The sequence below is a fragment of the Kribbella koreensis genome, from assembly GCF_039525325.1.
Taxonomy (GTDB): Bacteria; Actinomycetota; Actinomycetes; order Propionibacteriales; family Kribbellaceae; genus Kribbella; species Kribbella koreensis.
Window position 1 is genome coordinate 81993 of the sequence record NZ_BAAAHK010000005.1, and the last position, 14384, is coordinate 96376.

General features: G+C 68.0%; 13 protein-coding genes. 5 read left to right on the forward strand and 8 right to left on the reverse strand.

The window, feature by feature from the left end; all coding sequences use genetic code 11:
• Nucleotides 1–43: 43 nt before the first annotated feature.
• A complete protein-coding gene (locus ABD116_RS11425) occupies nt 44–784 on the reverse strand; it encodes a rhomboid family intramembrane serine protease (RefSeq protein ID WP_343967858.1) in 741 nt (246 codons plus the stop codon).
• Between the two features lie 88 nt (nt 785–872).
• Nucleotides 873–1415 (reverse strand): peptidylprolyl isomerase, encoded by a 543-nt coding sequence (locus ABD116_RS11430; RefSeq protein ID WP_425552080.1) that lies wholly within the window; start codon nt 1413–1415, stop codon nt 873–875.
• Between the two features lie 186 nt (nt 1416–1601).
• Between ABD116_RS11430 and ABD116_RS11435 the strand changes: the two genes are divergently transcribed.
• Nucleotides 1602–2360 (forward strand): hypothetical protein, encoded by a 759-nt coding sequence (locus ABD116_RS11435; RefSeq protein ID WP_343967860.1) that lies wholly within the window; start codon nt 1602–1604, stop codon nt 2358–2360.
• A gap of 91 nt (nt 2361–2451) precedes the next feature.
• Here ABD116_RS11435 and ABD116_RS11440 read toward each other — a convergent pair whose 3' ends face one another.
• Together ABD116_RS11440 and ABD116_RS11445 are read right to left on the reverse strand one after the other, a co-directional pair.
• Nucleotides 2452–2850 carry a hypothetical protein gene (locus ABD116_RS11440; protein WP_343967862.1) on the reverse strand — a complete coding sequence of 133 codons (399 nt, stop codon included), beginning with the start codon at nt 2848–2850 and terminating at the stop codon, nt 2452–2454.
• A gap of 161 nt (nt 2851–3011) precedes the next feature.
• Entirely contained in the window at nt 3012–3491 is a 480-nt protein-coding gene (locus ABD116_RS11445; RefSeq protein WP_343967864.1) for a methylated-DNA--[protein]-cysteine S-methyltransferase, read from the reverse strand.
• A 151-nt stretch (nt 3492–3642) separates the two neighbouring features.
• Here ABD116_RS11445 and ABD116_RS11450 point away from each other — a divergent pair, with 151 nt between their 5' ends.
• The 4 genes from ABD116_RS11450 to ABD116_RS11465 all read left to right on the forward strand — a co-directional run bounded on the left by ABD116_RS11450 (nt 3643) and on the right by ABD116_RS11465 (nt 8162).
• Nucleotides 3643–4371: a DUF4328 domain-containing protein gene (locus tag ABD116_RS11450; RefSeq protein WP_343967866.1), complete on the forward strand. Its 729-nt coding sequence runs from the start codon at nt 3643–3645 to the stop codon at nt 4369–4371.
• Nucleotides 4372–4576: 205 nt separating this feature from the next.
• Complete coding sequence (locus tag ABD116_RS11455; RefSeq protein WP_343967868.1) at nt 4577–6643, forward strand: DUF4328 domain-containing protein; 2067 nt, start codon at nt 4577–4579, stop codon at nt 6641–6643.
• Nucleotides 6644–7429, forward strand: a complete 786-nt coding sequence (locus ABD116_RS11460; RefSeq protein WP_343967869.1) for a sugar phosphate isomerase/epimerase family protein — start codon at nt 6644–6646, stop codon at nt 7427–7429.
• Between the two features lie 64 nt (nt 7430–7493).
• A complete protein-coding gene (locus ABD116_RS11465) occupies nt 7494–8162 on the forward strand; it encodes a TetR/AcrR family transcriptional regulator (protein WP_343967871.1) in 669 nt (222 codons plus the stop codon).
• 219 nt (nt 8163–8381) lie between these two features.
• Here ABD116_RS11465 and ABD116_RS11470 read toward each other — a convergent pair whose 3' ends face one another.
• From ABD116_RS11470 to ABD116_RS11485, 4 genes are all read right to left on the reverse strand, one after another.
• Entirely contained in the window at nt 8382–9413 is a 1032-nt protein-coding gene (locus ABD116_RS11470; protein ID WP_343967873.1) for an S-adenosylmethionine:tRNA ribosyltransferase-isomerase, read from the reverse strand.
• Complete coding sequence (locus tag ABD116_RS11475; protein WP_343967875.1) at nt 9410–10129, reverse strand: SDR family NAD(P)-dependent oxidoreductase; 720 nt, start codon at nt 10127–10129, stop codon at nt 9410–9412. Before ABD116_RS11475 ends, ABD116_RS11470 begins: the two co-directional genes overlap by 4 nt.
• A 112-nt stretch (nt 10130–10241) precedes the next feature.
• The gene (locus tag ABD116_RS11480; RefSeq protein ID WP_343967877.1) at nt 10242–12452 is read right to left on the reverse strand and encodes a discoidin domain-containing protein; all 2211 of its coding nucleotides are present in this window, start codon (nt 12450–12452) and stop codon (nt 10242–10244) included.
• Between the two features lie 147 nt (nt 12453–12599).
• The gene (locus tag ABD116_RS11485) at nt 12600–14333 is read right to left on the reverse strand and encodes an FAD-binding oxidoreductase (protein ID WP_343967880.1); all 1734 of its coding nucleotides are present in this window, start codon (nt 14331–14333) and stop codon (nt 12600–12602) included.
• Nucleotides 14334–14384 lie beyond the last annotated feature (51 nt).

The following is a 14384-nucleotide window of genomic DNA, read 5'->3' on the forward strand; positions in this document are numbered from 1 at the left end:
GGGGTCGGGGTAGGGCGGGGTCGGGGTAGCGGGGTGGGGGGAGTCAGCGATTGACTTTGCTGCGGCGGCGCTTGGTGTCCTGGAGGAAGAGCCAGGCGACGGCAGCGCCGGTGACGAAGCCGCCGAGGTGGCCTTCCCAGGAGATGTTCGGGACGGCGAACGAGATGACCGCGGTGATCGCGACGTACGCGATGATCCAGGTGACGTCCATGCCGCGGGCCTTGCTGATCACCAGCAACGCGCCGACCAGGCCGAGGACCGCGCCGGACGCACCCAGGGTCGCGCCGCCGGGGGAGCCGAGCAGCCAGACCGCGACTCCACCACCGAGCGCGGAGAGCAGGTACAGCACGGCGTACCGGACCTGGCCCATCATCTGTTCGAGGATCGGGCCGACCTGCCAGAGCATGAACAGGTTCGAGAAGATGTGGAAGATCTGCACGTGGGTGAAGGCCGAGGTGAGCAAGCGCCACGGCTCGGAGTCCACCAGCACGGGGACCATCACGAGATCGTTGAGCAGCTTCGGGCTGCCGCTGCGTACCGCGATGAAGACCAGCACGTTGAGCGCGATCATCGTCCAGGTCACGTACGGGCTGTTGCCGCGCGCGACGCCGCCCAGCGAGGTCCGGGTGCGCGGGATCGACTTCACGCCCTCGTTGAAACACGACGGGCACTGGAAGCCGACGGCGGCGCTGTTCATGCAGGCCGGGCAGATCGGCCGGTCGCAGCGCTGGCAACGGACCCCCGCAGGCCGATCCGGGTGCCGGTAGCAGACGGTCTCGGTCACGCCCTGGTCCTCCGCAGTCGGACGGTTGGTGCAAAAAGGGGTGCGAGAACCCGGCCACCGTCGCCGGCAGCCGGGATCGCGCGGTGGATCAGACGGTCTTGCGCTCGATCTTGACGCTGTTGATCACGATCGGCTCGACCGGCCGGTCGCCGGCCGTGGTCGCCGCGGTGGCGATCGCGTCCACGACCTTCTTCGAGTCGTCGTCGGCGACCTCGCCGAAGATGGTGTGCTTGCGGTTCAGGTGCGGGGTCGGGACCACGGTCACGAAGAACTGCGACCCGTTGGTGCCCTTGCCGAACTGGATGCCCGCGTTCGCCATCGCCAGCAGGTACGGGCGGTCGAACTGCAGCTCCGGGTGGATCTCGTCGTCGAAGCTGTAGCCCGGCGAACCGGTGCCGGTGCCGAGCGGGCAGCCGCCCTGGATCATGAACCCGTCGATGACCCGGTGGAAACCGAGGCCGTCGTAGAAGCGCGCGGTGCTGGCTTGACCCGTCGTCGGGTCGGTCCACTCCTTCGTGCCCTCGGCGAGGCCGACGAAGTTCTGCACCGTCTTGGGCGCGTGATCGGGGAACAGCTTGATGACGACGTCGCCCTTCGTCGTCTGCAGCGTCGCGAACAGTTCTTCGGCCACGAGATACTCCTCATCGGTTACGGCTTACGGCATCGATCCTGTCATGCGCCACAAGTTCGGGCCGCATCGACGTGCCCCGGGGTGATCTCAGGGTGTGGCCGGAGGGTTTATCGGCTGGGTACGTCGTACGATGCAGAAGAAGCCGGATCTGTCCAGAAGTCGAATCGAAGCGTCCATGGAGGAACCGTGGGTTTGTTGAAGTCCAAGGGCCGGGTCGAGACCGCGAAGGACAAGGTCCGTCCGCTGGCCGAGTCAGCCGTGGGCACCGCACGGGACAGTGTTGGCACCGCACGGGAGAAGGTGTCGCCGTACGCCGAGAAGGCGGTCGAGCGGGGCGCCGCCGTCGCGCACGCCGCGGTGGAGAAGGCCGGACCCGTGATCGACGACGCGCTGAGCCGGGTCGGACCGGCCACCGAGCACGCGGCCGAGCGGGCCCGCGAGCGGTTCAACGACGACGTACTGCCGAAGGTGACCGCCGCCCTGGCGACGCTGGCCGCCGCGGCCGAGCCGGTCATCGAGGAGAGTTCGCGCCGGGGCAAGGCGACGGCCGCCGCACTCAAGGGTGAGATCGACGTACCGAAGAAGAGCCACAAGCTGCGCAAGGTGGTGCTGTTCCTCGGCTTCGGGGCACTCGCCGCCGCTGCCGTGAAGAAGCTGCTCACCCCGCCGGAGCCGGCCTGGCAGTCGACCCCGACCAGCGGCCGCGACTACAGCTCGGCCCCGGCCGGGACGACGTCGCGCCCGGCAGCTGACAAGCCGGCCACCGACAAGCCGGCCGCTGCCGCGCCGAAGGCGGAGGCCAAGACGGACACCACGTCCGCCAACGGCAAGACCGAGGACGCGAAGGCCGAGGCCGACGAAGCTCCGAAGGCCGCGTCGAACGGCGCCGCGAAGAAGACCAGCACCCCGCGGAAGTCGACGGACTCGAAGCCGACCGACTCCTGAACCACCTCGACACCGCAACGGCGAAGGCCGCGATCCCCAGGTGGAGATCGCGGCCTTCGTCCGTTCTGCGACCGGCTGGTCCAGCGGCCGGCTAGTTCAGCGTTTCGTCACCGGGCTCGTCGTCGCGGCGGCCGCCGGCGATGTGGACGCGGCCGGCCGAGAGCAGCTGGGTCGCATAGCGGTGGGTGATGCACGGGTAGTTGCCGCCGCACTCGCGGCAGACGGCCTCGTTGCGATGCAGCCAGGGCAGTACGCCGAACCGTTTGATCCAGGTCAGCGGTTCGCGATCCGGTGCGTGCAACTGCATGGCCGTCCGGGCCGCGTCCTGGATCTCCGGCGCCGACCACTCTTCGGCGCTCTTGTCCATCAACTGGCTCAGGTCGTCATGCGGCGCCGAGCTGGGCTGCGTCATCTCTTCGTCTCCGGGCAGGTCGGGGCGGAACCAGGATGCGACCGCGGCATCGGCATACAGACCGGAGCTCTTGGTCAAACGTCCGATCGAACTGTGTCAGCGCGATCGCACAACGCGACATTAGCGCTTGAGTGCCCGATACCTGCCATCGCAACGGCCGGTCGGAAACTTCTTTACATTCCGGCCCGAACTTCTTCACGCAGTGTTTGTTCCTTGTCCCACCCCGCCGCCCCGGTCGTTCAGAGCCATTGCGTTTCGATCGTCACCCGTGCCTCGAGCTCGAGCAGATGGCGCTTCAACGGGATGCCGCCGCCGAAGCCGACCATCTTGCCGCCGGCGCCGACCACCCGGTGGCAGGGCACGATCACCGCGATCGGGTTGCGGTTGCAGGCGACCCCGACGGCCCGCGCCGCCCCGGGATCACCGACGGCCTTGGCGACATCGCCGTAGGTCTGCATCTCGCCGTACGGGATCTGCTTGAGCCGCTCCCAGACCGCGCGCTCGAACTGCGACCCACCGCGCACGGACAGCGGCAGGTCGAACTGGGTCAGCTCGCCGGCGAAGTACGCCTTCAACTGCTCCTCGGCGGCGATCAGCAGGTCGTCGCGGACCCGGTCCGGGCCGAGCTCGATGGCGCCGAACCGCAGCCGGCACAGACCGTCGTCGTCGACGGCGACCGACAGCTCTCCGATGGGCGAATCGAACACAGACCAGCGCATGGTCATATCGTCCACCCAGGCACCGACACTTTTCCCCGGTCCGGCAGCAGGAATTTCGCGCGACGACACCATCGATGCCGCACGCAAGGTTCTCGCCCGATCACTGTCTGTGTGCTATTTCTGATGGCTCGCCGATCCCGAGGAGGTGTACGTGACCGGTCAGCCGCCGATGGACCGCTGGTTCAGCTCCGAGGAGGCGATGGGCCTGGCCGCCTCCGTGCTGATCGGCGTGGTCACCGTGCTGGGCTGGGCCACCGCGTGGTCCGACTGGTACTCCTACCGCACCCTCGAGCGCTATCCCGACGACGACGACAAGTTCGCCCAGGCCGATCTGATCTCCGGCTCGCTCGGCATCGTCGCCGCACTGGCTCTGTTCGCGGCCGCCGCGGTCTTCATCATCTGGCTGTGGCGGGTCCGCTGGAACGCGGAGATGTTCTGCCGCGGCGAGCACCGGTACTCACGCGGCTGGGTGCTCGGCAGCTGGATCTGCCCGGTGGTGAACCTCTGGTACCCCAAGCAGGTCGTCGACGACATCGTCGCCGCCAGCGACCCGCGCACCCCGACCGGGATCGCGACACTGCGCGGCATCCCCGGCACCCGGCTGGTCTGGGCCTGGTGGATCACCTGGGTGGTCGGACTGGTCCTCGACAACCTCGCTCAGCGCAGTGTGCTGGACGGTGCACCGCAGCTCTCCGAACTTCGGACGAATGCTGTGATGTCCGGCATTTCCGCGGTCAGCACGACCGCCGCGGCAGTACTCGCAGTGATGTTGATTCAGCGCGTCAACGAACTCCAGCTACGCCGGCCGTGGACCCCGTGGTGGGCCCAGGACCAGGCCGGATACCCGGTCGACCGGGGGTACCAACCTCCTGCGCTGTAAACCAAACCGTTACACACGGTCGAGTACCTCGTTACAAGTGGTGATGGGCGTACGAAAAGACCGTGTTAAGTCGATACCCTCCGTGCTGGCATCGACTCCACAGGCGTACTTACTTCGTGGTATCAATGTGGCTCGGTCACGCGGGGGCAGGATTCGACCGAGACGCCGAACAGACGGAGTTCCAGCAACGCGAGGGACGCACGACGTGAGCCACCCGCAACGAGCAGTTCTTTCTGCTGTTGAAGACAAAGATGAGTGGCAGCCACATGCCGCCGAGGAGTTCCAGCAGGTCGGTACGGTCGGCAAGATCGCGATCGGTCTGCTCGGTGCGTCCACGGTCACTCATCTGCTCTGTACGTGGTCCGACTGGAACACCTACGGCGTCGTGCACAGCTACCTCGGTGGCGGCCCCAACGTCGACGACGCGGACCTGAACCGCGCCGACAGCATCTCCCGGATCACCTCGATCCCGAACGTCATCATCTCCGTCGCCGCCGCCGTGGTCTTCGTGATCTGGCTGTGGCGGGTGCGGGTCAACTCCGAGGTCTTCTGCCAGGCCGATCATCGCCGCAGCCACGGCTGGGTGCTGGCCAGCTGGTTCTGCCCCGGCCCGAACCTGATCTATCCCAAACAGATCGTCGACGACATCTGGCTGGCCAGCGATCCGAAGACTCCGGTGTACGCCGACGACCTGCGCCGGCTCAGGAAGCCCCTCCTCACGAACGTGTGGTGGGTCGCCTGGGTCGGCGCTCTCGTGTTCGACGTCGTGATCCGCCGGGCGCTGATGTGGATGGAGGCGACCGTCGGGTCGCTGCGCGGGATCGCGCTGGCCGGGACCGCGTCGCTGATCCTGACCGCGGTCTCCGCCGTCGCCGCGACGCTGATCATCCGCAAGATCAACACCATGCAGACCACCCGCGAGTGGATGCCCTGGTGGGACCAGCGCGAGCCGAAGCTGGTGGCCGTCCCGTCGTACCGGGTCGCCGCCGACGACGACACCTCCGAGCAGCCCGCGATCTCCGAGCCGATCGCGGCGCCGCGGATCGAGCAGCGCCAGCCGGCGCTGGCCATCGCCGCCAGCGCGCCGGCCGCCGAGGAGGCTCCGAAGTGGAGCCCGTTCGCACCGGTCGCCGAGACCCCGGCCGCACAGTCCTGGGACGACGCGGGCCCGGCCACCGAGCAGTTCAACCCGATCGAGAGCTGGCGCGAGGACACCGGCCAGGTGATCGAGGCGCTGCCGTCGTACCAGCAGACCGCGTCCGGGCTGGAGACGCCGACCTGGTCGACCCCCACCAACCCGTACACGCCGGCCCCGAGCAACGACCTGCTCTCCGCGCCGCTGCCGAGCTGGCAGGCCGAGACCGTCGCCCCGCCGCAGCCCGATCCGTACGCGTACCAGCCGGCCGCCCGCAGCACCGAGGAGCCGTCCTGGTCGAGCTCGTACTCCCAGCCCTACTCGTACGAGAGCACCAGCACCTCTGACTACCTGACCTCCACGGAGCCCGCACCCGAGCCTGAGCCCGCGCCTGTTGCGCGCGCTGGTCGCAGGGCCGCTCGGGTCGCGGTCGACAGCCCGTCGACGGTCCAGGCCGCTGTGTCGGACTCGGACAGCTACTACCAGGCAGCCCCGTCGCTGCCCGCGCAGGACGACTACCTGACCCCGTCGAAGCCGCTCCCGAGCGTGCCGTCGTTCGGTCCCGAGCCGTCGTACACCCCGGAGACCAGCTACACGGCTCCGACGTACACGCCCGACCCGACCTACGCGCCATACGAAGCCCCGGCGGCCCCGATCAGCACCCCGGAGTACGAGACGTCGTACACCTCGGACTACTCGTCGAACTACTCGTCCTACACCGAGCCGACGACACCGGAGCCGACGTACACCTCGGACTACACCAGCAACACGAGCTACGACAGCTACTCGTCGGAGTCCTCGTACGACGCGTACAGCTCGAACACGGGCTACGACTCGTACACGCCGGCCCCTGAGACCTCCTACACGGCACCGGCAACGGACTACAGCAGCTCGAGCTACGACAGCACCTACAGCCCGACGTACTCGCAGGAGAGCTACTCCAGCGACTACACGTCGGACTACAGCACCAGCTACTCCGACCAGCCGGCCACGGACTACCAGCAGTCGTCCCCGTACTCGTACGAGGCGCCCGCCGAGCCGACCACTCCGGCAGCACCGACCACTCCGGCCGCTCCGGAGCAGGACGACTCGGAGACCACGGCGCCCCGCACCCACCCGCGCCGGCGCTGGGTCTGAGTGCACCCGCTCGGCTTCTCCACCCTCGGGTGCCCCGGCGAGCCCCTCGACCAGGTCCTAGCGCTTGCCAAAGGCAACAATATTGCCGGGCTGGAGCTCCGGACGGCCGACGACGAGTTCACCCATCTCGGGCTGACCGCGGCCGAGCGGCGGGAACTGCGGACCCGGATCGAGGACGCCGGGCTGGAGATCCTCGCCGTCAGCAGCTACGTGAAGCTCTGCGCGGTCGAGGACCAACCCCTCGAAGCCCATCTCGAACTGGCGGCCGATCTTGGCGCCCGCGGTGTCCGGGTCTTCCCCGGCGATGACCCAGCGGACGCCGGCGACGACACCGACGCCTCGCATGGTCCGAGCGCCGGCGAGATCCGCGCGCTGGACCGCGTGACGTCCGCCCCCAAGGACTCGCGGATCCTGCTCGAGACGCACGACTCGCACTCGGCCGGCCGCAAGATGGCCCGGCTCTGCCGGCTCCTCGACGCCGAGGCGCCTGGCCACAACGCCAAGGTGATCTGGGACAGCGCCCACACCTGGAGCCACGGTGAGACTCCGGCCGAGGCCTTCGACTTGCTGAAACCCTGGATCGACTTCATTCAGATCAAGGACGAGGACTCGACCCAGGGCTACCGGCCGGTGCCGATCGGCGCGGGCGATTACCCGATCGCCGACCTCCTGCAGACCCTCGAGGGCATTGACTACTGGCTGTCCCTCGAGTGGGAGCTCAAGTGGCACCCGCACCTCCCTCCGCTGGCCGAGGCGCTGCCGGCCACGCTGACCTGGTTGTCATGACCCGGAGGTGCAACGCTCGTTGTAGTTGTACAACGAACGTTGCACCGACCAGAGGCTGACTCCCATGGACAAGCGGCAAGCAGTGCTCGCGGGCGCGCTGACCGTGTTCGCGCGGGACGGCTACGCCCGGGCGAGCATCGACGTGATCGCCGCCGAGGCGCAGGTCTCGACGCGGACGATCTACAACCATTTCCAGGACAAGGCCGGACTGTTCCGCGCCGTGATCCAGGACAGCGCCGAGCGGGTCGCGGCCGCGCAACTGCAGATCGTCGATCGGTACCTGCGCAGGATCACCGACCTCGAGGCGGACCTGGTCGAGTTCGGCATCGCCTGGCGAACCCCGATGCCGGACTACGCCGAGCACGCCGCGCTGGTCCGCCAGGTCGACGCCGATGCCGGCCACATCCCCGAGGAGGCGATCGACGCCTGGCAGCAGACCGGCCCGCTCGCCGTCCACCGAGCGTTGGCCGATCGGTTCAACACGCTCGCCGACGAAGGACTGCTGGACTTCGAGGACCCGATGCGGGCGGCCCTGCACTTCTCGCTGCTGATCTCCGGCGGCGGTACGGCGTACCGGCGAAGCCGGATGACGACGGACGAGATCCGCGCGACGGTGACCAGTGGCGTCCATACCTTCCTGCACGGTTGTGGCGCCCGGCCGGCGACAGTTGAAAGGCGAACTAATAAAGGCCTAGGCCACAATTTCGCTTCGGCGCATGACATTGGGCACTGATCACTCGTCAAAGGAGTGAAGTCCCAACGGGGGACCTTGCAGGTAAGGACATTCATGATGCCCAACAACAGCGGATGGCGGCCGAGGTGAGCCCGCGGGCGGTCGACAAGCGGGCCCGGCCCGGGAACGAGACCACCCCGGCGCCGACCGGTCCACCTCTCACCACTGCCGACTTCGAAGCCTCGGAGCCGGCTGAATCCGAGGCGGCTGCCACCGAGCTCACTGACGGAGCAAAAGGCTGACGTCGCCGAATTCGTGCCACAGGTAGGAGTGTTCGAGGGCGGCGTCGTAAGCACGCTGCACGACGTCGCCCCCGACCACCGATTCCAGCAACAGCAGGTGCGAGGCCTCCGGCGCATGCATGCCGGTGATCAGCCCGTCCACCACGGTTGCCGGGTGATCAGGCCCGAGCACTAGGTCGGTCCAGCCCCTCGCTGCGACCACACCGCCGGGCTGTGCGGCCGATTCGATCGCACGGACCGCCGTGGTACCGACTGCGATCACCCTGCCGCCGTTGGCCTTCACCCAGTTCACCAGCCGGGCAGTGTGCTCGGTGACCTCGAACCGCTCGGGCAGCGGCGGCTCATGGCTCTCCAGTGACGACACCCCACAGTGCAGCAGGATCGGAGCGATCAGTACTCCGGTAGCCGCCAGCTGACTCACCAGCTCGAAGCTGAACGGCCTGCCCGCACTAGGCATCTCCGCCGAGCCAGGCTGGTTCGCGAACACCGTCTGGTAGAGCGCGAGCGGCCACTGCTTCCCGACGTACTTGTAGGTGATCGGCCGCCCGTTCCGCCACAGGTAGTTGACCACGTCGGCCACTGGCGGCTTGGCCTTCCACAACCGTTGACTGCTCGGCTCGTAGGGCTCCAGCAGCGTCAGTACTCCCTCTGGCATCTCCACCCGGTCGCCTGCCGCGCCACCGAACATCGGCAGGCCACCGTTGCGCAGCTCGACGACCCAGGTGCCGTCGTCCAGCGCAGTCGAGAAGTGCACGACCACAGGAGCGACGCCCGAGCCGGTGATCCAGGTACCGTCGACCGCGGCGCCCAGCGTCCCCGAGGTGTTGACCAGCAGGAGATCGCCGGGCCGCAGGTGCTCACCGATCCGGTCGAACCTGGTGTGCGTGACGGTCGACCCCTCCGCGACCAGCAGCTTCACCTGATCTCTTGCGAGCCCGCGCGCTTCCGGTGGCTCGACCGCGTTCAACTCGTCGGGAAGCGTGAACCTCGTCTGTGGATGGACTCTCACGAAGTCACCGCCGGCGCGAACTCAGCAGCCCGGTAGCGACCACTCGCCGGCCTGCTGTCCAGCAACTGCAGAAACGCCGGTACGACGCTCGCAGGCTCGGCCCGATCAGAAATGTCTTCCCCGGGAAAGGCCGCCTGGTGCATCGCCGTCCGCAGATCACCCGGATCCACCGCGTACACAGCCAGCCCCGGATGCTCTGCGGCCAGTACTGCGCTCGCGTGATCCAGCGCCGCCTTGGCCGACCCGTAGCCACCCCACCCTTCGTACGCCTCGACCGCAGCGTCCGAACTGATGTTGATGACGATCCCGGCCGCCGCCGACAACTCCGGCAGCAACGCCTGGCCCAACGCGATCGGCGCGATCACGTCGACCTCGTACACCCGCCGCAACTCGTCGAGGTCGGTTCCCGCCAACCGTTGCAGCGGGCTCGCGCCGAGGTAGCTCGCGTTGTTGACCAGGAGATCGAGCCGGCCGAGCTCGCCGACCGCATCGACCAGGTCGGCCCGATGCTCGGCATCGGTGACGTCGCCGGCCAGCGGCACCACGTCGGTCTTGGCGGCCAGCTCGTCGGCCGCGTTCTTGAGCGCATCGGCGCCCCGAGCGTTGATGATCAGGGCCCAGCCACGGTCGGCCAGACCATGCGCCAGCGCGAGGCCGAGCCCCGCGCTGGCGCCGGTGATGAGAGCAACAGGACGAGTCAGAGATACGTTGGTCATGCCCGTCACCCTCATACCTCAAGCTCACTTGAGGTCAACACCTCCACACCGCCTACGTCCGAAGAAGTGAGCTGACGTCCCACCACTTCTTCGGACGTAAGCGGGAAGATTGCTAGCTGGCGTAGACCTCGTACTCCGACAGTTGGGCCGCCGGCCAGCCGTTGTTGGTGGTGATGGTGAGGCGTACCCAGCGCGTGTTCACCGTCGACGGCAGGGTGATCGTGGCCGCGTTGCCGGAGGCTGGGTCGAAGGTCCGGCCGGCCGCCGCGGCGAGTTGGTCGTAGGTGGAGTTGTTGGTGCTGCCCAGCACCGCGATGGTCTGGGTCCGCGTACCCCAACCCGGCGGCAGCTTCAGTACCAGTCGCTTGATGTTCTGGTTGCTGCCCAGGTCGACGGTCAGCAACTGCGGCCAGCTGTTGTTGGCGCTCTCCCAGTAGCTGCCCGAGTTGCCGTCGACGGTGTTGCTCGCGACGTAGTTCTGGTTGGTACTGGTCGCTGTCACCGACTTGCCCGCGGCGAGGTTTCCGGTCGGCTGCCCCGGATCGCCACCGCTGCCCGGCTCAACCCAGTTGCAGCCGCTCCAGGTCGAGTCCCAGCCACTGTTGCCGGAGCCACGGTTCAGCGCGAACGAGCCACTCGGGTAGGCGCAGTTGTAGACGCCGGCCCGGCCGATACCGCTGGCCGCGACGTTGCTGATCGTGGCGGATCCGGTCGTCTCGGCCTGGAAGGCGAAGGTACCGGCGCCTTCGATCGAGCCGCCGTCCACACTGACGTTCTGCACCGCCCGTCCGGCGCCACCACCATCGACGAACTGGTACGCCGACCAGGGGCTGGCCACCAAGCGGTTGTTGGTGAATCGGACCTGGGCGTTGATCTGGGTGTCGTACGCGTCCACCCGGATCGCGCCGTGCGGGTGGTTCTGACCCCAGTTCGGGTTCATCGCGCCGGTGCGGACCAGCGTGTTGCCGGAGACCGTGATCGTTCCGGCCAGCGGGTAGAACGGCGAGCCGAACGACTGGTTCGAGATCGCGATCCCGCCGCCGAGCGCGTTGGTGTCGGAGATCAGGTTGTCCCGGACAGTCAGGTCGGTACCGCCGTAGATCGCGATGCCGTTCGCCAGGTTCGGCTGCACGATGGTGTTGTTGGCGAAGGTGCTGTTCCGGTTCGCCGCGTGCAGCGACCACATCGCCAGCGCGTCGTCGCCCTGGTTGCGGAGGAAGTTGTTCCGCACCTGCACGTTGTAGGCGGTGCCGTTCAGGTTCAGGCCGTCGGCGGTCATGTCGTAGAACCGGTTGTTCTCGACCACCAGGTTGTCGTTGTTGCCGGTCAGCCACAGGCCGACCTTGAGGTGCTGCAGCCAGAGCCCGGAGACGATCGAGTTCGGGCCGAGCTGGCCGTTGACGAAGTTGTCCGGCGACTCGTCGTGCCGCTCGGTCACCTCGCCGATCACCGCGAAGTCGTACAGCTTCACGTTGCCGCCGCCGTTCGGGCGGTCGATCAGGTGACTGCTGAGCAGGGTCGAATGCCAGCGGCCGGCGCCGCGAATGGTCACGCCGTCGGGGTTGATCGTGCCGCCGACCTTGAACCGGCCGGTCGGGATCCACACGGTTCCACCAGAACCGCGGGCGCTGTCGATGGCTGACTGGATGGCGCCGGTCGAGTCGTTGGTGCCGCTTCCGTCGGCGCCGCGGTCGGTGATCGAGATCGAGCCACCAGGCTGACCGGCAGGACCGGCCACGTTCTCGAACTCGACGTCGTCGATCGTGTACGGCCCGGCGGTGTTCTCACCGTCGACCTGCAGCTTGATCTTCGCGCCGGCGTTGACGGTCTGGCCGAGTTGCAGCCGGGCGTGGTCGTACAGCTTGTGGGTCCGCGACCCGGCGATCCAGCCGGTGTCGACATAGCTGTACTTCGAGGTCACCTGCAGCTGCTGGCTGAGCTTCTGGCCGTTGACGTAGACCGACAAGGTGCCGGCCCGGCCGTCCGGGATCGAGTAGGCGACGTTGATCGCGTTGGTGGTGCCGGGGGCGGTGAACTCGACGTACTGGCCGCCGTTGAGGGTGACCGCTTGGCGGTTGGAGGCCTCGGCGGCGAGGGTGCCCTGGCTGTAGCTCGGGCCGATCTTGCTGCCGTTGGTTGCCGAGCTCTCCGCTTCGAGGATGGTGAACGGGAGGGAGGCGCCGGCCGCCTGGATCGCGGCCGGGGCGGCTTGGGTTGCTTGGGCTGATTGGGCCGGGATCGCAGAGAGTCCTGCGCCGGCGACGACTGCACCGGCGGCGACTGCCATCACGGCCAGTCGGGTGGGTTTTGGGCGTGCAGGCATGAGTTGCGCCTTCCTTGGGGGCGGACCGGTCAGACCGGCCGGAGGGCAATGTGCGCCACACCTTAAGGAAGGAGCTAACGTTACGCAATAGTTCGACTACCTATTGCAAATTTCCGACACAGCTCAGCTTGGGGTTCCGCGGGCGGGTCAGCTGGGCGGGATCAGGATGCCGGGGCTGAGGATGTTGTTCGGGTCGAGGACGCGCTTGACCGCTTGCAGCGTCTCGACCGCGAGCGGGCCGATCTCGGCAGCGTAGGCGTCGCGGTGATCAGTGCCAACGGCGTGGTGATGGGTGATCGTGGCGCCCGCCTTGGCGATCGCGTCGTTGGCCGCGATCTTCGCCCGGCGCCACTGTGCGACCGGGTCGCCGGTCTGGGCGGAGATGACGGTGAAGTACAGCGAGGCGCCGGTCTCGTAGACATGCGATACGTGGCAGAGCACGATCGGCGGGGTGCCTTGGGCGGTCAGCTCGTTGACCAGCGCCTCGGTCACACCGGCTTTCAGCGCGGGGAGTGTCGACCAGAAGCCAGCCGTCTCGAGCGTCTCGACCAGCGCGCCTTCGTCGAGGAGGGGGTCGCGGAGATAGGGGGCCCGGTACCGTCCTTGGCGCCAGGTGTCACCGGGTCCCTCACCGAGGTACGTGCCGCCGGCGGCCGTGAGGACCTCGGCGAGTTCGGCGCGGCGTACCGGCGTACGGGCGCCCTCGAAGCCGACGATCGCGAGCACTCCACCGGAGCCGCCGCCGAGCACGTTGGGGTCGGCCAGGTTGATCGCCGTCTCAGCCTCATCGGACAGCCGCAACACCGTCGGCACCGGCCCATCCTGAGCCACCCGGCGAATCGCGGTGAGCCCGTCGTCGAATGATGCGAACCGCCACCCCTCGAACGACCGCTCCGTCGGACGAGGCCGAACCCTCACCACGACGCTGGTGATAATCCCCAGCGCTCCCTCCGACCCAAGAAAGAGCTGCCGAAGATCCGGCCCAGCCGCCGACATCGGCGCCCGCCCCAGCTCGATCGTCCCGCGCGGAGTAGCCACGGTCAGCCCCACGACCATCTGATCGAACCGCCCATACCCCGCCGACGCCTGCCCACTGGACCGCGTCGCCGCATACCCACCGATGCTCGCCCCTTCGTACGACTGAGGAAAGTGCCCCAGCGTGTACCCCCGCTCGGCAAGCAGAGCCTCAGCCGCCGTCCCCCTCACCCCAGCCTCGATGCGCGCCGTCCTGGACACCTCATCGATCTCCACCAGCTTGTCGAGCCGCCGTAAATCAACCGCCACAAACGCAGTCCCCTGCGGCGCAAGCCCACCCACAACAGAAGTCCCACCCGCATACGGCACCACCGCGATGCCCTGCTCCGAGCAAACACCCAAGAGACGCTGCACCTCCTCATGCGACCCCGGGTAGACAACTGCGGCCGGCATGTCGGTCGTGTCACCCATGCGATGCCGCAGCAGATCCGGAGTCGAGTACCCCCTGGTGTGCGCCCACCGACTCTCGAAGTCAGTCAGCACATGCTCAGGCCCCAGCACGCCCACCAGCACTGCCAGCCCTTCCCCACCAAGCTCCCGCCCTCCACCCACCGCACCGGACCCGGCCGCGGACACCGCCCCCTCGCCCGAAGCGCTGGCCGTGGTGGGTGAGACCGCCTCAGCCAGTGGCCCGCCGGCATCGCCCGCTCCACCAGGCCCACCAGCCTTGCCCGCCCCCTCCGGTGCAGCCGGGCCGCTCTCTTCAACCGCGCCACGCGGCGTCGGGCGGCGGACTCCTAGGTGTTTGAGTGCCTCGAGTGCTGCGGCGGGGAGTTCGACGGCTTGGGTGGGGTCGCCCCAGCGGCCGGGGGTGAGGTTGGCCACCGGGAGGTCGGACTCGGTCATGGTGGCTCCCCATCTGTGGTGTTCGGAGGTAGCGTCGCGGAGGGACTGCGG

Coding starts and splice junctions, on each gene's coding strand:
- ABD116_RS11445 (WP_343967864.1), bottom strand. CDS start 3,491: ATGCGCTGGTCTGTGTTCGATTCGCCCATCGGAGAGCTGTCGGTCGCC.
- ABD116_RS11465 (WP_343967871.1), top strand. CDS start 7,494: ATGGACAAGCGGCAAGCAGTGCTCGCGGGCGCGCTGACCGTGTTCGCG.
- ABD116_RS11475 (WP_343967875.1), bottom strand. CDS start 10,129: ATGACCAACGTATCTCTGACTCGTCCTGTTGCTCTCATCACCGGCGCC.
- ABD116_RS11480 (WP_343967877.1), bottom strand. CDS start 12,452: ATGCCTGCACGCCCAAAACCCACCCGACTGGCCGTGATGGCAGTCGCC.
- ABD116_RS11485 (WP_343967880.1), bottom strand. CDS start 14,333: ATGACCGAGTCCGACCTCCCGGTGGCCAACCTCACCCCCGGCCGCTGG.